Genomic DNA, 18,132 nt, shown 5'->3' with positions numbered 1-18,132 from the left:
GTTCCTCCACTTCCTGCGGGCACGGACCATCCCACCCTATGCCCGGACCCGCCCTAGCGGATCAGCCCCCGTCCGCGCGCCGCCCGCACCGCCGCAGTACGCGAGTCCACCCCCAACTTGGTGTAGATGTGCACCAGATGGGACTTCACCGTGGCCTGGCTCAGGTGCAGTCGCTGGCTGATCTGCTGGTTGGTCAGCCCGTCCGCGACCAGCCCCAGCACCTCGGTCTCCCGCGCGCTGAGCGCAGCCGCGGGCGTCCGCATCCGTTCCAGCAGCCGGTCGGCGACGCTCGGCGCCAGCGCCGAGCGTCCCGCCGCGGCCGCCCGGACGGCCTGGGCCAGGTGCTCCGGCGGGGCGTCCTTGAGCAGGTAGCCGGTGGCGCCGGCCTCCAGCGCGGGCAGGGTGTCGGCGTCGGTGTCGTAGGTGGTGACGACGAGGACCCGGGGCGCGCCCGCCCGGGCGGTGATCTCGGCGGTCGCCTGGGCGCCGTTCATGGCCGAACCGGGCCCGAACTGGAGGTCCATCAGCACCACGTCGACCCCGCCCGCCGCCGCCAGCTCGACGGCCCGCTCGGCGGTCGCGGCCTCGGCGACGATGGCGAAGTCCGGTTCGCCCTCCAGCACCGCCCGCAGCCCGGCCCGCACCACCGGGTGGTCGTCCGCCAGCAGCAGCCGGATCACCGCGCCGCTCATCCGCGCTCCTCCCCACCCGGCAGATCCTCCGTACCGGGCAGATCGTCCGTACCGGGCAGATCCTCCGCGCCAAGCGGCCGCCCCACGACGGGCAACTGCACCGCGAGCGCCGTCCCCTCGCCGGGCGCCGACTCCACCGTGAAGGTGCCGCCCAGCGCCCGCGCCCGGGCCCGCATCGACGGCAGCCCGAATCCGCCGTCCGCACCGGTGCGACCCGCGACCGCCGCCGGATCGAATCCGGCCCCGTCGTCGAACACGTCCAACGCCACCTCGCCCTCCATGTAGCTGAGTGTCACCTCGGCGTGCGAGGCCTGCGCGTGCCGGACGGTGTTGCCGAGCGCGGACTGCGCGATCCGCAGCAGCGCGACCTCCTGCGGTACCGGCAGCCGTACCGGCTCCCCGGAGACGTGCAGGTGGACGGGCAGGGCGCTGTGCGCCGTGGTGGTCGCGCAGAGCCGTTCCAGCGCGACCGGCAGTGGGTCGCCGTCCAACGCGGGCGGGGTGAGCGCGCGGACGAACCGCCGGGCCTCGTCCAGGTTGTCCTGGGCGGCCTGCCGGGCCTGTTCGACGTACCCGGCGGCGGCCTCGGTGCGTTCCGGCAGTTCCCGCTGGGCGGCCCGCAGCAGCAGCTGGATGGAGGTGAGGCTCTGCGCGAGGGTGTCGTGGATCTCCCGCGCGAGGCGCTCCCGCTCGGCGAGCACCCCGGTCATGTGGTGCGCGGCGGCGGCGTCGGCACGGGCGGCGGTCAGCTCGTCGATCAGCCGGCGCCGTTCCTCGCTCTCCCGGTACAGCGCCTGGTAGCCGAGCACGGTGGCGGTGGCGACGGCCGCGCCGAGCGCGGGCCCGATCGCGGCGGGCAGGCTGAAGGTGTGCTGGTGCCAGGACCAGGCGGCGATCGCGGTGGCGGCGGTCAGCCCGACCGCGGTGAGGCCGGCGCGCCGCCCGAGCAGGTGCAGTTCCAGGAAGTACAGCGGGAACGCCAGCCACACCCCGTCCTGGGTGGCGACCAGCACGCCCACCCAGGTCACGCCGAGCAGCGCCAGCCAGAGCGCGGCGGCCCGGCGCGAGCGGCGGACGGCGGCCAGTCGGGGCCCGACGGCATAGACGGCGGCCATCGCGGTGGCCGCGGCGACGACGGACGCCGGCTCGGCGCCCCGGCCGACCACGGCGCGGGCGACGGCGAGTGCGAGCAGGCCCGCCACGAGCAGGTGCAGGCAGACCTGGAGGACGCGGGCGACGGGGGTGGTGCGGGATCGTTCGGTCGCCATCCGTCCAGCCTAGGTTCCGCGCCGGGCCCCGGCATCAATCAAAAGGTTGAACTCCGCTTCTGCCCTTTGATGCCGAGGATGCAATCCCCGGTGCGATGCCCGCGGGGCCCCTCCTCCGGGACGGTGGAAGCGTCGGAAAGCAGTTGTCCACAAGAAAGGCCCACCGTGTTCGTCGCCTGGAGGGATCTGGGGTTCGCCAAGGGGCGGTTCGCCCTGATGGGGACCGTCATCGTGCTGATCACCGTACTGGTCGGCCTGCTGTCCGGCCTGACCGCCGGGCTCGGCCGGCAGAACATCTCCGCGATCACCGGCCTGCCCGCCGACCACCTGGTGTTCGGCAAACCGGCCGACGGGCAGAAGCTCTCCTTCACCGACTCCCAGGTCACCCCCGAGCAGTGGCAGGCCTGGGCGCGCGAGCCGGGCGTCACCTCCGCCCAGCCGCTGGGCATCACCACCACCAAGGCCGCCGCCGGCGCCCGCACCGCCGCGCTGTCCGCCTTCGGCGTCCCGGACGGCTCCGGGCTGGCCCCGCAGGGCGCCCGGATCGCCCCCGGCCAGGCCGTCCTGTCGAAGACCGCCGCCGAGAACCTGGGCGGGCTCGCCCCCGGCGCCGACGTCACCCTGGCCGGCCACCACCTCCAGGTCGCGGCCGTCGACGGCGACGCCGCGTACAGCCACACCCCGGTGATCTGGACCAGCCTCACCGACTGGCAGCAGGCCGCCCCCGGCGGCGCCGGCCACGCGACCGTCATCGCGCTCACCACCGCCGAGGGCGCCGACCTGGGCGGCGCCGACGCCCGCCACGGCACCGTCACCCGCACCCGCGACGACGCCCTCGCCGCGATCGGCTCCTACACCTCCGAGAACGGCTCGCTGCAACTGATGCGCGGCTTCCTGTTCGCCATCGCCGCGCTGGTCATCGGCGCGTTCTTCACCGTCTGGACGATCCAGCGCAGCGGCGACATCGCGGTGCTGAAGGCCCTCGGCGCCTCCACCCGCTACCTGCTGCGCGACGCCCTCGGCCAGGCCGTCCTGCTGCTGGTGCTCGGCACCGCCCTCGGCACCGCCCTCGCGGCGGGCGTGGGGGCACTGGTCGGCTCCGCCGTGCCCTTCGTGCTGGACGCCCCGACCGTCCTGTTCCCGGCCGTGGTGATGATCGCGCTCGGCGCCGTCGGCGCGGCCCTGTCCATCCGCCGGATCACCTCCGTCGACCCGCTGACCGCCCTGGGGAGCGCCCGATGAGCCTTCACCTCGACCGCATCACCCTCACCTACCCGGACGGCGACGACCGGCTCACCGCCCTGGACGACGTCTCGCTGACCGTCCCCAAGGGCTCGATCACGGCCGTGGTCGGCCCGTCCGGCTCCGGAAAGTCCAGCCTGCTGGCGGTCGCCGCCACCCTGATCACCCCGGACTCCGGCCGGGTCGTGGTGGACGGCACCGACACCACGGGCCTCGGCCGCGCCGAGCTGACCGCGCTGCGCCGCACCCGGATCGGCATCGTCTTCCAGCAGGCCAACCTGCTGCCCTCGCTGACCGCCGCCGAACAGCTCCAGGTGATGGCCCACCTGGACGGCCGCTCCCCGCGCGCCGCCCTCCCCCGGGCCCTGGACCTGCTGGCCGCGGTCGGTCTGCGCGACCAGGCCGGCCGCCGCCCGCACCAGCTCTCCGGCGGTCAGCGCCAGCGCGTCAACATCGCCCGCGCGCTGATGAACGACCCCACCGTCCTGCTGATCGACGAACCCACCAGCGCCCTCGACCACGAGCGCGGCGCGGCCGTCCTCGACCTGATCACCGAGCTCACCCACCGCCGCGCCACCGCCACCGTCCTGGTCACCCACGACCGCACCCACCTGACCGCCGTCGACCAGGTCGCCGAGGTCCACGACGGCCGCCTGACGGTGCCCGCGGCGGCGGTCTGAGCTTCTTCCGCGCCGTCAGCACGTCGTCCACCGTGAGCGTCACCGACGCCCCGATCGACTCCGGCCGTGTGAACGGCTGCCCCGGGTGGTGGACGGCGTGCAGGCGCCTTCCGGCGCGCCCGATCCGCGGCCTTCACCCGACCGAGTGGTTTAACCCCTACCGCGCCCGCAACCGCAGCGCCGGGCGCTCCGCCTCGGCCGCCTCCTCCTGGCCCGCCCACAGCGAGCGGACGTGGCTGAGGTGGCGCGTCATGCAGGCCTCCGCCGCCTCCGCGTCGCCCGTGAGCATCAGGTCCAGCAGCTCCAGGTGCTCCTCCGCCGAGGAGGTCAGCTCACCGCGCTCGTCGAGCCGGTTGAGGCCGTACAGCCGCGAGCGCTTGCGCAGGTCGCTGACGACGTCGACGAGGCGGGCGTTCCCGGCCAGCCCCAGCAGGTCCAGGTGGAACTGCCGGTCCGCCTCCAGGTAGCCGATGAGGTCGTGCTTGCGGGCTGCGGCGACGATGGCCTCCGCCTGCGGGCGCAGCCGCTCCAGCTGCTCCTTGGTGGCGGTGCGGGTGACCCGGCCGACGGTGGGGACCTCGATCAGGGCGCGGATCTCGGTGTAGTCGTCGAGGTCGCGCTCGGTGAGCTCGGTGACCCGGAAGCCCTTGTTGCGGACGGCCTCGACGAGGCCTTCGCGGGCGAGGTCGAGCATGGCCTCGCGGACGGGGGTGGCGGAGACGCCGAAGTCGGCGGCGAGCGCGGGTGCGGAGTAGACGACGCCGGGGCGCAGTTCGCCGGAGATCAGGGCCGCCCGGAGCGCGTGGGCGACCTGGTCGCGAAGCCGCTCCTGTACGGAGATCAGGGTGCGGGGTTTGAGGTCGGCCATGGTGTTCCTCCGGGTGGGTGCAGAACACCAGTGTACAATGTCACGTTACGTTGAGTGTGCAACATTCCGCGATTCGAGCGACCTGTCAGCTACTGTCAGTTCGCCGAGCCCTCGCCGGCTCCGATCCGGCCGACGCCCATCGTGACAGCGGCCGCCGACCGTGACAACGGCCGGCGGCGCACGAGCTGCCACGCATTCTCACACGACGCTCCCCGCGAGCAGACGAACGGAGCCGACGCGGCGGGGGATCCCTTCCCACCGCGCCGACCCCTGCTTCACGACTCCCGACAAGCGCCCGGAGTAATGGACTTGGGAATCGACATCGCGTTGTACGACGGCCCTCCGGACGCCGGCCGCCGGCCCGGCCCGACGCTGCTGCACCTCTCCGGCGACCACGGCCCGGCACTCGCCGCCACCCCGGGCAGCCGGCGCCGCCTCCTCGGCGACTGAGCGTCAGGCGCTCCCGGCGGCCCCACCTGCCTCCGCACGCCCGGCGCTCCGGTACACCGCCGCCGCGACCGCCAGGTCCTCCCAGGCCATGCCGACGCTCTTGAAGAACCGCGGGCGGTCCCCCGGCACCGGCACCTCCCCGGCCACCAGCTCGGCCAGGTTCCACACCCGCCGCGAACCGTCCCCGCCCCCCGCGACCCCGGCCATCAGCAGGTCGCCCGCCTCCCGGGCCGCCACCGCCCGCGCCTCCACGTACAGTTCGGCCCGCTCGACCAGCACCTCGTCCACCTCCCGCGCGTCCGGCTCGTGCGAGCCGACCGCCGCGACAGCGGCGTGCGCGGGCACCAGCGCGCCGTCGAACAGCGGCGTGCGCGCGGTGGTGCAGCAGACCACCAGGTCCGCCCCGGCCACCGCCCCGGGCCCGCCGACCTCGGCCACCAGCCCGAGCCCCCGCCCGTACGCGGCCAGTGCCCCGGCCCGTTCGGCGTTGCGCGCCACCACGGTGAGCCGGGTCAGCGGCCGGACGGCCAGCAGCGCATCCAGGTGCCCGTACGCCTGCGGCCCGGAGCCGAACAGCACCAGGTGCGCGGCGTCCGGCACGGCCAGCCGGCGCAGTGCGACGGCGGTGACGGCGGGTGTGCGCAGCGTGGTGAGCGCGGCGCCGTCGAGCAGGGCGAGCGGCTGCAGGGTGGGCCCGTCGAGCAGCAGGTAGCTGCCGGTGATCCGGGGCAGCCCCCGCTCGGGGTTGGCGGGCGCGACCCCGGCGATCTTGACGCCGGCGTACGGCCCGGCAGCGGCCGGCATCATCAGCAGCTCGCCGGCCGGGACCGGGACGGCCGAGCGGGCCGGGGCCGGCTCCGGGTCGAACCCGTCGAGCAGCACCCGCTCGATCGCCGCCACGGCCCCGGCGGCCGTGACATCACCAACGCCCGGCACGGCGTACTGGAGCGGCTCAGCCGCCGCACCGGGCTGCGCGGGGGAAACCGGGACGGGGGGAATCGGGACGGCCGGAATCGGGACGGGGCCGCTCACAGCAGGAACCCCGCACCCAGGTCGTCGTCCGGTTCCAGGACGAACCCGTGCTCGCCGGTGCGGTGCGCGCTGCCGGTGACCTCGGTGACGACGCCGCCCCCCAGCGGGTCGCCGCCGGGCAGGACGCGGCCGGTGAAGACCGTCCCGATGACGGACTCGTGCCGCAGCTCCTCCCCCGGCGCCAGCCGCCCCTCGGCGGCGAGCACGGCGAGCCGGGCCGAGGTGCCGGAGCCGCAGGGCGAACGGTCGATCTGCCCGTCCGCGAAGACGGTGACGTTCCGCTGGTTCACCCCCCCGTCCTCGGCCGGGAGTTCGTCGTAGAGGATGACCCCGTAGACGCCCGACAGCAGCGGGTCGGCCGGGTGCGCCACCGCCGCCGAGCCGACCAGCAGTTCCCTGATCTCCCGCCCGGCGGCGGTGAGTTCGGGCAGCTGCCCGGGCTCCACCGCGAGGCCGAGGGCGGCCGCCGGCACCGAGGCGTAGCAGGCGCCCGCGTGCGCCACCGCGACCTCCACGGTGCCCCGCGAGGTGGCCAGCGCCAGCTTGAGCGCGCTGACCCGGGTGGGCACGTTGCGGAAGGTCACGCCGGTGGTCCGCCCGCCGGCCCGGTGCACCAGCGCGGTGACCCGGCCGGACGGCACGTCGATCCGCACCCGCGCCACGCCGTCGGCGGGGGCCGCGACCAGTCCGGAGTCCACCGCCCAGGCGCCGAGCGCGATGGTGCCGTGCCCACAGGCCGTCGAGTAGCCGTCCTTGTGCCAGAACAGCACCCCGAGGTGCGCCTCGTCGTCGTCCGGCGGCACCAGGAACCCGCCGTACATCCCGGCGTGGCCGCGCGGCTCGCGGCTGAGCAGCCGCCGGACGTCGTCCAGCGCGCTCGGCCGGGGCGCGGTCGCGCTGCCGCCGGCGCCGAGCGCGATGGCCCGCCGCTCGGCGACGGTGTCGCCGGGGATCGCCGGCACGCCGTCCAGCACGATCCGGAACGGCTCACCGGCCGCGTGGTAGTCGACGGTGCGGACGAACATCACGCACCACCGCCCGGCAGGACACTGACCGTGCGGCTGACGGTGTAGAAGTCCAGCGCCGCCTGGCCCTGCTCGCGCTCGCCGTGGGCGGCTCCCTTGGCGCCGCCGAACGGCAGGTGGAAGTCGACGCCGCTGGACGGCGCGTTGACCCGGATCATGCCCGCGTCCAGCCGGTCGGCGGCGGCCAGCGCCACGTCCAGGCTGCGGGTGTGCACCGAGGTGGAGAGGCTGTGCGGGGTGTCGTTGGCGAGCGCGATCGCCTCGTCCAGGTCGGCGGCGGCGTGCAGCAGCGCGATCGGGCCGAAGAACTCCTCACGCGCCAGCGGGTGTTCGGCTGGCACGTCGGTGAGCAGGGCCGGTTCGACGTACCAGCCGTCCCGCTCGGGCGCCCGGCCGCCGGTGAGCAGGGTGGCCCCGGCGGCGGTGGCGGTGGCGACGGCGTCGGTGAGCCGGTCCCGGGCGGCGGCGTTGATGACCGGCCCGCAGGCCGCGTCGTCGACCAGCTCCAGCGCCTTGACCAGGGCGTCGCGCAGCGGCTCGTACGCGGCGCCGACCGCGATCACCCGGCTGGTGGCGGTGCACTTCTGCCCGGCGTACCCGGCGATGGCGGAGGCGATGTGGGCGGCGGCCTGCGCGAGGTCGGCGTCCGGCAGCACCAACGCGGCGTTCAGCCCGCCGAGTTCGGCCTGCACCGGCACGCCGCGCTCGGTGGCGGCCCGGACCACGGCCCGGCCGACGCCGGTCGAGCCGGTGAAGGAGACCACGTCCACCGCGTCGACCAGCGCCACGCCCTCCTCCGCGCCGCCCGGCAGCACGGTGAACACGCCCTCGGGCAGCCCGGCCCCCGCGGCCAGTTCGGCCAGCCGCAGCGCGCAGGCGGTCGCCTCGGGCGCCGGCTTGAGCACCGCGGTGTTGCCGACCGCCAGCGCCGGCGCGGCCTTCCAGGTCGGGATCGCCAGCGGGAAGTTCCACGGTGCGATCAGCCCGGCCACCCCGTACGGGCGGCGCCGGGTGAGCAGCAGCCCGGGCCCGGCCGCGGTCTCGTGCACCGCCCCGGACGGCGCGAACGGCGCCTGCGCGTAGTACCGCCAGATCGCCGCGGTGCGGGCGACCTCGCCGCGCGCCTCGGCGAGCGGCTTGCCGACCTCGCGCACGATCAGCCCGGCCAGTTCCTCCGCGTGCGCCTCGACCGCCTCGGCGATCCGGCCGAGCGCCGCCGAGCGGGCGCCCGCACCGGCCGCGAGCCAGCCGGGCTGCGCGGCCCGGGCCCGCCCGACGGCGGCCCGGACGGCCTCCGCTCCGGGCTCCTCGACGGCGACGACGAGGTCCGCGGGGTCGGCGGGGTTGTACGAGGTGATGGTCACAACTAGCAGCCCTTCAGAGGTGGTTCAGCAGGCGTCGGAGCAGGCACCGCTCACAACAGGAATCCGGCCGGGAACGGGTCGCTCGGGTCCAGGAAGTACTGGGCGGTGCCGGTGATCCAGGCCCGCCCGGTGACGGTGGGCACCACGGCGGGCCGCCCGGCCACCTCGGTCTCCTCGACCAGGCGCCCGATGAAGGTCGTCCCGATGAAGGAGTCGTTGCGGAAGTCCCGCCCCAGCGGCAGTTCGCCGCGCGCGTGCAGCTGCGCCATCCGCGCCGAGGTGCCGGTGCCGCAGGGCGAGCGGTCGAACCAGCCGGGGTGGATGGCCATGGCGTGCCGGGAGTGCTCGGCGGTCGAACCGGGCGCGAGCAGCTGGACGTGGTGGCAGCCGTGGATGGACGCGTCCTCCGGGTGCACCGGGCGGTCGGGGCTCGCGTTGATGGCCTTCATCAGGGCCAGTCCGGCGTCCAGGATGTCCTGCTTGCGCTCGCGCTCGAACGGCAGCCCGAACTCGGCGAGCGGCAGGACGGCGTAGAAGTTGCCGCCGTACGCCAGGTCGTAGCCGACGGAGCCGTACCCGGGCACCTCGATCTTGCTGTCCAGCGCGACCGAGTAGGAGGGCACGTTGCGGATGGTCACCGCCGTCGCGGCGCCGTTCTCGACCCGCACCTCGGCGATCACCAGCCCGGCGGGCGTGTCCAGCCGGACCGTGGTGACCGGCTCGACCACGGGCACCATGCCGGTCTCGACCAGCACGGTGGCGACGCCGATGGTGCCGTGCCCGCACATCGGTAGCAGGCCGGAGACCTCGATGTAGAGCACGCCGAAGTCGGCGTCCGGCCGGGTCGGCGGCTGCAGGATGGCGCCGCTCATCGCGGCGTGGCCGCGCGGCTCGTACATCAGCAGGGTGCGGAAGTGGTCCAGGTGCTGCTGGAAGTGCACCCGGCGCTCGGCCATGGTGGCCCCGGGGATGACGCCGAAGCCGCCGGTGACGACCCGGGTCGGCATGCCCTCGGTGTGCGAGTCGACGGCGTGGAACACGTGACGGCTGCGCATGGCTTACGACTCCCGTCGGGTGGCCGTACGGACAGGACGACCGTACGGGATCGGATGGGTGGGCCGGGCCGGCTGCCCCCGCAGCCGGCCTGGTGACGATGTCCCGCAGTTACGCGAGGCCTTCGGCCAGCGCCTTCTCGGTGGCCGCGCGGACGGCCGTCTCGATCTCCGGGGTCAGCGGCTGGCGCGGCGCGCGGACCGGGCCGCCGGGGCGCCCGGCGATGTCCATGGACAGCTTGATGGCCTGCACGAACTCGGTCTTGGAGTCCCAGCGCAGCAGCGAGTGCAGCGACTTGTACAGCGGCAGCGCGGTGTCCAACTCGTGCGCCACGGCCGCCCGGTACAGCGCCACGCTGGCCTCCGGCAGCGCGTTCGGGTAGCCGGCGATCCAGCCGACCGCGCCGGCCAGCGCCAGCTCCAGCAGCACGTCGTCGGCGCCGATCAGCAGGTCCAGCCCGGGGGCCAGCTCGGCGATCTCGTAGGCCCGGCGGACGTCGCCGCTGAACTCCTTGACCGCGACGATCGAGCCCTCGCCGTGCAGCTGCGCGAGCAGCGCGGGGACGAGGTCGACCTTGGTGTCGATCGGGTTGTTGTACGCGACGACCGGCAGGCCGGCCTTGGCGACCTCGGCGTAGTGCGCGCGGACGGACGCGTGGTCGGCCCGGTAGGCGTTCGGCGGCAGCAGCAGCACGGACCCGGCACCGGCCTCGGCGGCGTGCTCGGCCCAGCGGCGGGACTCGGCACTGCCGTAGGCGGCCACGCCGGGCATGACCCGGGAGCCGTCACCGGCCGCCTCGACGGCCACCTCGACGACGCGGGCGCGCTCCTCGGCGGTGAGCGTCTGGTACTCGCCCAGCGAGCCGTTGGGGACGACGCCGTCGCAGCCGGACTCGATCAGCCAGCGGACGTGCTCGGCGTACGCGTCGTAGTCGACGGAGAGGTCCGGGCGCAGCGGGATCGTGGTGGCGACCATGATGCCGCGCCAGGGCCGGGTGGTGTCGCGCGGGGTGTTGGACACGATGAGCTCCTTGGTGAGGTGTGACATTTTATTAGAGGGGAGGGGCCGGAGACAAGAGTCCCCGGCCCACAGGTTCGAAAACCGGCCCTAGGGCCGGACAGGCCCTAGCCCTCGCCGGACGGCCCGGCCGCCAGCTGCGAGAGCGGCACCGGGCAGGCCAGCGGCCGCCGGTCCGGCCCAGGCTCACCCGGACCGGCCAGGCAGGCCACGGCCGGACCGCACATCCGGCCCTGGCACCAGCCCATCCCGGCCCGGGTGAGCAGCTTGACGGTGCGCGGATCGCCCGCGCCCAGCTCGTCCACGGCCTCCCGGATCCTCGCGACCGGCACCTCCTCGCACCGGCAGACGTCGGTGTCCGGCCGCAGCCAGCCCGTCCAGCCGGGGCCGGGCCGGTGGGCCGCGGCCATCAGCTCGGCGAACTTCCGCAGCCGGGTCCGGCGGCGCAGCAGCGCGGGCTTCGGCACCCGGTCGGCCACGGCGTGCGCGGCCAGTTCGCCCTCGACGATCGCGAGATCCGCGCCGCCGACGCCGTTGGTCTCCCCCGCCGACCACAGGCCGGGCACGGTGGTGCGCAGCCGGGCGTCGACCCGGAGTCCGACCGCGCCGTCCGGTGCGGTCCGGGTGGCCGCGCCGAGTTCGGTCGCCAGGTCGATCTGCGGCAGCAGTCCGTGGCCCACGGCGACGGCGTCACAGTCGATCCGGCGCTCCGTGCCGGGCACCGGCCGCCACTCGGCGTCCAGCCGGGCCACCGTGACGGCGGTGACCCGCTCGGTCCCGTGCGCCTCGACGACGGCGCCGCGCGGACGCAGCCGGACGCCGTGCCGCAGCAGCACGCCCCCGTGCCCGGCGCCCTCGACGAGCTTGGCGGGGACGGCCGCCAGTACGCCCGGGCGCCGGGCGTAGCCGAGGTAGTCGGTGGCCTCGACCACCGCGGGCACCTCGGCCCCGGCGGTGACCAGCGAGGACGCCGCCGCGAGCAGCAGCGGCCCGCTGCCGGCCACCACGATCCGCCGCCCGGGCAGCACCAGCCCGGCCTTGAGCATGGCCTGTGCGCCGCCCGCGGTGACCACCCCGGGCAGGGTCCAGCCGGGGAACGGCAGCTGCCGCTCGTACGCGCCGGTGGCGAGCAGCACGGAGCGGGCCGGGACGGTGGTCCGGTCGGCGGCCTCCGGCCCGCGCGTCACGTGCACGGCGAAGCCGTCGGCGGTCCGCTCCAGCGCCCACACCTGGTGCCCGCCGCGGAAGCGGACCCGCCCGGCCCGCTCGTGCGCGGCGAGCCGGTCGGCCAGTCCGGTGTAGACGGACCAGCCGTGGTGGAGCCGGTCCGGGCGGGCCGCGCCGAGGCCGGGCGCGGGGTGGCGGTAGTACTGCCCGCCGGTGTCGCGGCCGCCGTCCAGCAGGACGCAGCGCAGCCCGAGGTCGGCGGCGGTGACGGCGGCGGCGAGCCCGGCCGGGCCGGCACCGACCACCGCGAGGTCGTACCGGGCGGACTGCGGCGGTTCCACGGGCTCAGACGGCGAGGTCGGCACGGCCGTTGCCCTCCTGGGTGGTCACGGTGGTGCCGGGCTCGGCGGGGAGCAGGCAGGTGCGCTGGTTGGGGCGGCCGTCGACGGTGGCCAGGCAGTCGAAGCAGGCGCCGATGCCGCAGAACACGCCGCGCGGCCGGCCGCCGACCCGGGTGGTGCGCCAGGCGAGCACGCCGTCGGCCCAGAGCGCGGCGGCGATCGACTGTCCGGGCAGGGCCGGGACGGGTCGGCCGTCGAACTCGATGTGGTGGGCGGGGCCGGGCTCGGCCCCGACCAGCTCGGCGGGGGTGCGGCGCATCAGCGGCCTCTCCGTTCCGGGGGTGGTCGACAGGGGGGTGCGGGGGGTCGGACGCAGGTCGAGGAGCCGGTTCAGGCGTCCGTACCGGTGTCCGCCGGGAAGCGGTCCGCGCGGAACGGCGCGAGGTCGAGTTCCGGCCGCTTGCCGGTCAGCTGCTCGCTGATCAGCAGGCCGGTCGCCGGGGCCAGCCCGATGCCGGCGCCCTCGTGCCCGCAGGCGTGGTGGAGCCCGGGCACCCGGGGGTCCTCGCCGATCGCCGGCAGGTGGTTCGGCAGGTACGGGCGAAAGCCCCGGTAGGTGCGCATCACGGTGACGTCCGCGAGCACCGGGAACAGCGCCGCGGCCTGTGCGGCGAGCCGCCGCAGCGCCTCCTGGGAGAGGGTCCGGTCGAAGCCGACCCGCTCGCGACTGGCGCCGATCAGCACCGGCCCGCCGGGGGTGCCCTCGACCACGGCGGAGGTCTGCAGCCCGGCCGAGCCGCTGGCGACGTCGGCCACGTAGTCGGCGGCGTAGACCTTGTGCCGGACGATCCGCGGCAGCGGCTCGGTGACCAGGACGAAGCCGCGGCGGGGCATCACCGGCAGGTGCGCCCCGGCCAGCCGGGCCAGTTCGCCGCCCCAGGTGCCGGCCGCGTTGACCACGGCGGGGGCGTCCAGCCGGCGGCGGTCGGTCCGCACGCCGCGCACGGCGCCGTCCGGCCCCCGGAGCACGGCGGTGACGGTCTCGCCGGTGATCAGCTCGGCGCCCATCCGGCGGGCCTCGCGCAGCAGGTGGGCGGCGGCGAGGGCGGGCTGGACCTGGGCGTCCTGCGGGTAGTGGAAGCCGCCGGCCAGACCGGGGGCGAGGTGCGGCTCCAGGTCGCGCAGCCGCTCGGCGGGGACCTCCTCGGCGGTGACGCCGACGGCGGCCTGCCCGGCGGCGAAGGCCCGCAGCGCGTCCTGCCCGGCCGCGGTGGCGGAGACCACCACGCCGCCCTTGGGCTCGTACTCCATGGCCGCGCCGAAGCGCTCGGCGAGCTCGCGCCAGAGCCGGGTGCTGAGCAGCGCGAGGTCGAGCTCGGGCCCGGGCTCCTTGTCGGAGACCAGCAGGTTGCCCTCACCGGCGCCGGTGGTGCCGCCGGCCACCGGCCCGCGGTCGACGACGGCGACGGTGAGCCCGGCGCGGGCCGCGTAGTAGGCGCAGGCGGCGCCGACCACGCCGGCGCCGACCACGACGACGTCCAGGGGAGGTCTCTGGGTCTTCAGCACGTCGGTAATATGTCACATGCCATCCACCCTGCCAAGACCATCCGGCCGAATCCCGAACCGGACCGGAACAGCGCAAAAGCCCCGGCCCGCCGCGTCGGGCGGCGGGCCGGGGCCCCGGGCGTGTGGCACACGCCCTCACGATGCGCTACCGGCTCAGGTGATGTCGTCGATCTGCTCGTGGCGGGCGGCCGGCACCGGGGCTCCGGCCGCCGGCGCGGTCGAGGCCTCGACCATCTCCGCACCGGCCACCGGCTGCACCGAGAGGTCCAGCTGCGAGGCCTCCTCGTCGCTCAGCCCGGCATCGGGGTTCCGGCGGAGCTTGCGCTTGTCGTTGAACAACGCGATGGCCACCGCGATGAAGTAGAGCGCCCAGATCGGCGCGGCCAGGACGAGCATGCTCACCGGATCGGCACTCGGCGTCGCGAAGGCCGCGAAGACCGTGATGCCCATGACCATGCCGCGCCACCAGCCGAGCAGCCGCTTGCCGGTGACCATGCCGACCATGTTCAGCATCACGAGCAGCAACGGGAACTCGAAGGCCAGACCGAAGACCAGCACCATCCGGGTGGCGATGTCGAGGTAGTCCTCGGGCGGCAGGATCGGCGTGGTGTGGTTCGGGGTGAACGAGATCAGCACGTCGACGGTGGTCGGCAGCACCAGGATGGCGCAGCCCACACCGGCCAGGAAGAGCGGTGCCCCGGCGGCCATGAAGATGACCGCGTACTTCTTCTCGTGCTTGTGCAGACCGGGCGCCACGAAGGCCCAGACCTGGTAGAGCCAGATCGGCACGGTCGCGACCACACCGGCCGTCAGCGACACCTTGAGCATCCAGGTGAAACCGGCGGTCAGACCGATGTTGGAGACCTGGGCGCACTTGCCGTGGTACTGGTCGGCGGTGTCCGGCGTGCAGTGCGGCAGCGGCGTGAGCAGGAAGTCCTCGATCTTCTTGTGGTAGATCGCCGCGATGATCGTGATCACCACGATCGCCAGGACCGACTTGACCACGCGGTTGCGCAGTTCCCGCAGGTGGTCGGCGAGGGCCATCCGCCCCTCAGGATCCTTGGACGCCTTCGACGCCTTGGAGAGCTTGCTCAACCCCGGTCCTCAACTCGTGCGTCGAGGCCCGCCGGTCGACGGGCCTCCGTGGTCGCGTTCGTCACGTGCGCCGCGCTCAGTGCGGGCGGTCGCCGTCGGGCGCGGACGGCCCGGCGGTGGGCTCGGCCACCGGACGGGCCGTGCCCGACGCGCCCGGAGCGGCCTGGATGGTCCTGGCCGCGGTCGTCGCCGGACCACCGTCGACCTGCGCCGCCGGGGGCGGCGTCGCGGCGTCGCCCTCCTCGGCGCCGTCCGAGCGCATCGCCCTGGCCTCGCTCTTCAGGATCCGCATCGACTTCCCGAGCGAACGCGCCAGATCGGGCAGCCGCTTCGCGCCGAACAGCAGGACGGCGAAAACCACGACCACCACGATCGCGGTCATCGAGATACGCATGCGCGACCACCTTCACTCATGGCGACCCGTCGGGCCGCCCGCCGCGGATGGTAACCGCTGCGGATGACGCCACGACGACGGCCTCCCTAACAGGACAGCGACCCCCGTTCGCCGTGAAGCAGTGCAGGAGCCACCTGAGAGCGTAACCCGCCCGGGCCTCCCGGCAGCAGCCCCGTCCCACCGACGGCCCCACTGTGCTACCGGACCGGCCCTACCGGCCGGGCACGGCCGAGGCCAGGTCCCCCGCCGCCTCGGCCAGCGCCCGCGAGGCCGCGTCCACGCCCTTGGCCAGCGCCCGCACGTCCAGCCAGAGCCGGATCGCGAGCGCCCCGAGGACCAGCAGGCCCGCGGTGGCGAGCAGGACGGCGGCGACGAGCATCCAGGACATGCGCCCCACCCTATACGGGCCCACCTGCGGCTCCGGCCGGGTGCGCTACCCCTCGGCCGGGACGAGCCGCATGGTGCGGACCCCGGCACCGGTGAGCGCCGCGACGATCTTCTCCCCGGCCGGCTTGCGCACCGCCGCCCCGCAGAGCGGACAGCCGAAGCTGTAGTACGCCTGGGCCGGGGTACGACCGAGGGTCAGCCGGAACTCCTCGGCCGGGAGCTCGACCTTCTCCCGGCACTCGGAGCAGTACACCTTGAATCTGGTCCCGGGCTCCACCGATCAGACCTGCCGCTCCCCGCCGACCGTCGGCTCGCCGTAGGCGGCCAGCGCCTCCAGGGCGGCCGCGCGGGCCTGTCCGGCCAGCTCGGGCGGCGAGACGATCCGGCCGTCCCGGCCCAGCCGCAGCGCCAGCGGGCGCAGCTGGGAGGGGTCGGCGCTGCGCAGGGTGATCCGCAGTCCGCCGTCGGACAGTTCCTCGGCCCGGTCGTGGGTGTAGTACTCGGCCACCCAGCGCCCACCGGAGGAGACCTCGACGACCACCTCGGGGTCGTCCGCGGACGGGTTGACCAGCCCGCCGCTCAGGTCGCGCGGCTCGCGCCGGGGCGGGTCGGCCGGGACGTCCAGCACCCGGATCTCGGCGACCCGGTCCAGCCGGAACATCCGGTGGTCCTCGGAGGTGCGGCACCAGGCCTCGAGGTAGGTGTGGCCCTCGGTGAGCAGCCGGATCGGGTCGACCTCGCGCTCGGTCATCCCGCCGCGCCCGTGCGAGTAGTAGCGCAGCCACAGCCGGCGCCCCTCGCTGAGCGCGCGGTCGATGTCCGCGAACACGTGGCCCTCCGCCTCGAAGGTCACGCCGACCCGGGCGCTGCCGGCGGCGCTCTCTCCGGCCGCGTTCTCGATCTTGACGACGGCCCGGGTGAGCGCCTCGCGGTCGCCCGCCCGCAGGCCGGGCAGGCCGGCCACCGCACGGGCGGCGACCAGCAGCGCGGTGGCCTCGTCGGCGGCCAGGCGCAGCGGCTGGGCCACGTCGTCGACGTTGTGCCACCAGATCCGCTCGCCGTCGGTGTCGATGTCGAGCAGGTCGCCGCCGCGGAAGCTGGTGCCGCACATCGGCAGCACGTTGAGGTCCCCGATCAGCTCGCGCTCGGAGATCCCGAAGGCGCGGGCCACCTCGGCCACCTCGGCGCCGGGGCGCTCGCGCAGGTAGGTGACCAGCGACAGCATCCGCCTGGTCTGGTCGATCGCGTTGCTCACGCCCGCACTCCTTCACTCAGCCCGGCGACGGCCCGCAGCCGGTCGATCACGTCGGCCCGCAGCTCCTCGGGGCCGAGCACCAGCACGTCCGGCCCGAACTCCGCGAGGTCGGCGCCCAGCCCGTTGCCGTACGGGATCTCCAGTTCGTCCCAGTCCTCGTCCACCCGCGAGCTGCTCAGCGCCTTGGTGCGCAGCGGGAAGCCCGCCCCCCGGCGGACCCGGACGGAGGCGGTGGCGGTGGCGCCCTCACCGGCGAACTTCGCGACGGTGGCGCGGACGTCCACGTGCTCGGGCACGGTGCCGAGGAACGCGCCGGACTTGGCCCGGACCTTGCCGATGATCCGGCTGAGCCGGAACACCCGGGCGTCGCCGCGGTCGCGGTCCCACCCCGCCAGGTACCAGTGCCCGCGCCAGCACTCCAGTGCCCACGGCTCGACGCTGCGCAGTTCGACGGCGGCGGCGCCGGCCTTGCGGTACTCGAAGCCGACCGCTCGGCGGTCCCGGGCGGCGGTGAGCAGCGGCTCGAACGCGGCCTCCCGGGCGGGGATGCGCGGCTCCAGGGCGGTCCGGCCCTCGGGCTCGGCGAACGGCACCCCGGCCGCGCGCAGCTTCTGCAGCGCGCCGCTGGCCGCGCCGGACATCTTGGCCTGCTGCCAGACCCGGGCGGCCAGGGTCAGCGCGGCCGCCTCCTCGGCGTCCAGCGCGATCTCGGGCAGCCGGTTGCGGTCGGCGCGGGCCAGGTAGCCGAGTTCGCCGTCCAGGGCGTTCTCGTCCACGTCGATCACCAGGCCGAGTTCCCGCAGGTCGTCCTTGTCCCGCTCGAACATCCGGTTGAAGGCGTCCTCGCTGCTGTTCTGCCAGGCTTCGCGATACGCCTCGATGGATTCCCGCAGCTCCTTCTTGGAGAGCGGACGCCTGGTGTTCATCAGGCACAGGGCGAGATTCATCAGCCGCTCTGCCTTGGCGATCGCCATCGCTGACCCTTCCGGTGTGCCGCGCCGTGCGCGGGGTGCGCCGCCGGGTAGTCGTCACCCGGCGGGACCGACCGTACCGGTAGCGGTACGCACTGCAAAAGCGGCGTCCGGCACCTGCTCCTCAGGACACGACCGTGGGGCGCACCCCCCCCCGGGGGGGGGCCCCCCCCCCCCGCGCAGACCCCCCCCCCGGCGCCCCCCCACAAAACGGGGGGGCCCCCCCGGGGGGGCGGGGGGGGGGGCCGGGTTGCGGGGCCCCCGG

20 protein-coding genes are annotated in these 18,132 nt (G+C 75.1%); 3 read left to right on the top strand and 17 right to left on the bottom strand.

Translation table 11 applies throughout. The features are described 5' to 3' along the window. Positions 1 to 53: 53 nt before the first annotated feature. Together ACIOJE_RS14985 and ACIOJE_RS14980 are read right to left on the bottom strand one after the other, a co-directional pair. Positions 54 to 692 (bottom strand): response regulator transcription factor, encoded by a 639-nt coding sequence (locus ACIOJE_RS14985; RefSeq protein ID WP_280681765.1) that lies wholly within the window; start codon positions 690 to 692, stop codon positions 54 to 56. After that, a complete protein-coding gene (locus ACIOJE_RS14980; protein ID WP_400776454.1) occupies positions 689 to 1,960 on the bottom strand; it encodes a sensor histidine kinase in 1,272 nt (423 codons plus the stop codon). The genes ACIOJE_RS14985 and ACIOJE_RS14980 overlap by 4 nt, the downstream gene beginning before the upstream one ends. Positions 1,961 to 2,125: 165 nt before the next feature. Between ACIOJE_RS14980 and ACIOJE_RS14975 the strand changes: the two genes are divergently transcribed. Together ACIOJE_RS14975 and ACIOJE_RS14970 are read left to right on the top strand one after the other, a co-directional pair. Then, on the top strand, positions 2,126 to 3,202 hold the full coding sequence (locus ACIOJE_RS14975; protein ID WP_400776452.1) for an ABC transporter permease: 1,077 nt from the start codon (positions 2,126 to 2,128) through the stop codon (positions 3,200 to 3,202). Next, entirely contained in the window at positions 3,199 to 3,882 is a 684-nt protein-coding gene (locus tag ACIOJE_RS14970) for an ABC transporter ATP-binding protein (protein ID WP_280681771.1), read from the top strand. Before ACIOJE_RS14975 ends, ACIOJE_RS14970 begins: the two co-directional genes overlap by 4 nt. 157 nt (positions 3,883 to 4,039) lie before the next feature. On the opposite strand, the gene ACIOJE_RS14965 is transcribed toward ACIOJE_RS14970, so the two are convergent. Further along, entirely contained in the window at positions 4,040 to 4,750 is a 711-nt protein-coding gene (locus ACIOJE_RS14965) for a GntR family transcriptional regulator (RefSeq protein WP_280681773.1), read from the bottom strand. A gap of 303 nt (positions 4,751 to 5,053) precedes the next feature. Between ACIOJE_RS14965 and ACIOJE_RS14960 the strand changes: the two genes are divergently transcribed. Next, on the top strand, positions 5,054 to 5,200 hold the full coding sequence (locus ACIOJE_RS14960; RefSeq protein ID WP_400776451.1) for a hypothetical protein: 147 nt from the start codon (positions 5,054 to 5,056) through the stop codon (positions 5,198 to 5,200). 3 nt (positions 5,201 to 5,203) lie between these two features. On the opposite strand, the gene ACIOJE_RS14955 is transcribed toward ACIOJE_RS14960, so the two are convergent. From ACIOJE_RS14955 to ACIOJE_RS14890, 14 genes are all read right to left on the bottom strand, one after another. Further along, positions 5,204 to 6,232 carry an ornithine cyclodeaminase family protein gene (locus tag ACIOJE_RS14955; RefSeq protein ID WP_400776449.1) on the bottom strand — a complete coding sequence of 343 codons (1,029 nt, stop codon included), beginning with the start codon at positions 6,230 to 6,232 and terminating at the stop codon, positions 5,204 to 5,206. Then, positions 6,229 to 7,257, bottom strand: a complete 1,029-nt coding sequence (locus ACIOJE_RS14950) for a proline racemase family protein (RefSeq protein WP_400776447.1) — start codon at positions 7,255 to 7,257, stop codon at positions 6,229 to 6,231. Before ACIOJE_RS14950 ends, ACIOJE_RS14955 begins: the two co-directional genes overlap by 4 nt. Beyond that, complete coding sequence (locus ACIOJE_RS14945; RefSeq protein ID WP_400776446.1) at positions 7,257 to 8,621, bottom strand: aldehyde dehydrogenase family protein; 1,365 nt, start codon at positions 8,619 to 8,621, stop codon at positions 7,257 to 7,259. Before ACIOJE_RS14945 ends, ACIOJE_RS14950 begins: the two co-directional genes overlap by 1 nt. Before the next feature lie 50 nt (positions 8,622 to 8,671). Next, positions 8,672 to 9,676, bottom strand: coding sequence for a proline racemase family protein (locus ACIOJE_RS14940; protein WP_280681777.1), 1,005 nt, complete (start codon positions 9,674 to 9,676; stop codon positions 8,672 to 8,674). 109 nt (positions 9,677 to 9,785) lie between these two features. Next, on the bottom strand, positions 9,786 to 10,649 hold the full coding sequence (locus ACIOJE_RS14935; protein WP_400776738.1) for a dihydrodipicolinate synthase family protein: 864 nt from the start codon (positions 10,647 to 10,649) through the stop codon (positions 9,786 to 9,788). Between the two features lie 149 nt (positions 10,650 to 10,798). Continuing rightward, positions 10,799 to 12,199, bottom strand: a complete 1,401-nt coding sequence (locus tag ACIOJE_RS14930) for an NAD(P)/FAD-dependent oxidoreductase (RefSeq protein WP_400776443.1) — start codon at positions 12,197 to 12,199, stop codon at positions 10,799 to 10,801. A gap of 4 nt (positions 12,200 to 12,203) precedes the next feature. Beyond that, positions 12,204 to 12,518, bottom strand: coding sequence for a (2Fe-2S)-binding protein (locus ACIOJE_RS14925; protein ID WP_280681783.1), 315 nt, complete (start codon positions 12,516 to 12,518; stop codon positions 12,204 to 12,206). A gap of 71 nt (positions 12,519 to 12,589) precedes the next feature. Continuing rightward, the gene (locus ACIOJE_RS14920; protein WP_400776441.1) at positions 12,590 to 13,765 is read right to left on the bottom strand and encodes an NAD(P)/FAD-dependent oxidoreductase; all 1,176 of its coding nucleotides are present in this window, start codon (positions 13,763 to 13,765) and stop codon (positions 12,590 to 12,592) included. 153 nt (positions 13,766 to 13,918) lie between these two features. Further along, the gene (tatC, locus tag ACIOJE_RS14915) at positions 13,919 to 14,809 is read right to left on the bottom strand and encodes a twin-arginine translocase subunit TatC (RefSeq protein WP_400776736.1); all 891 of its coding nucleotides are present in this window, start codon (positions 14,807 to 14,809) and stop codon (positions 13,919 to 13,921) included. A gap of 127 nt (positions 14,810 to 14,936) precedes the next feature. Then, positions 14,937 to 15,254, bottom strand: a complete 318-nt coding sequence (gene tatA / locus ACIOJE_RS14910; protein WP_280681789.1) for a Sec-independent protein translocase subunit TatA — start codon at positions 15,252 to 15,254, stop codon at positions 14,937 to 14,939. A 211-nt stretch (positions 15,255 to 15,465) separates the two neighbouring features. Beyond that, complete coding sequence (locus ACIOJE_RS14905) at positions 15,466 to 15,642, bottom strand: hypothetical protein (RefSeq protein ID WP_280681790.1); 177 nt, start codon at positions 15,640 to 15,642, stop codon at positions 15,466 to 15,468. A gap of 45 nt (positions 15,643 to 15,687) precedes the next feature. After that, positions 15,688 to 15,918: a hypothetical protein gene (locus ACIOJE_RS14900; protein ID WP_280681791.1), complete on the bottom strand. Its 231-nt coding sequence runs from the start codon at positions 15,916 to 15,918 to the stop codon at positions 15,688 to 15,690. Between the two features lie 3 nt (positions 15,919 to 15,921). Then, the gene (locus ACIOJE_RS14895) at positions 15,922 to 16,866 is read right to left on the bottom strand and encodes a helix-turn-helix transcriptional regulator (RefSeq protein ID WP_400776734.1); all 945 of its coding nucleotides are present in this window, start codon (positions 16,864 to 16,866) and stop codon (positions 15,922 to 15,924) included. 26 nt (positions 16,867 to 16,892) lie between these two features. Further along, entirely contained in the window at positions 16,893 to 17,870 is a 978-nt protein-coding gene (locus ACIOJE_RS14890; RefSeq protein WP_280681792.1) for a WYL domain-containing protein, read from the bottom strand. Between the last annotated feature and the right edge of the window lie 262 nt (positions 17,871 to 18,132).

The organism is Kitasatospora sp. NPDC087861 (genome assembly GCF_044742585.1).
GTDB lineage: Bacteria > Actinomycetota > Actinomycetes > Streptomycetales > Streptomycetaceae > Kitasatospora.
Note: the sequence above shows the minus strand (reverse complement) of the source record. Positions and strands in the feature narration are given on the sequence as shown.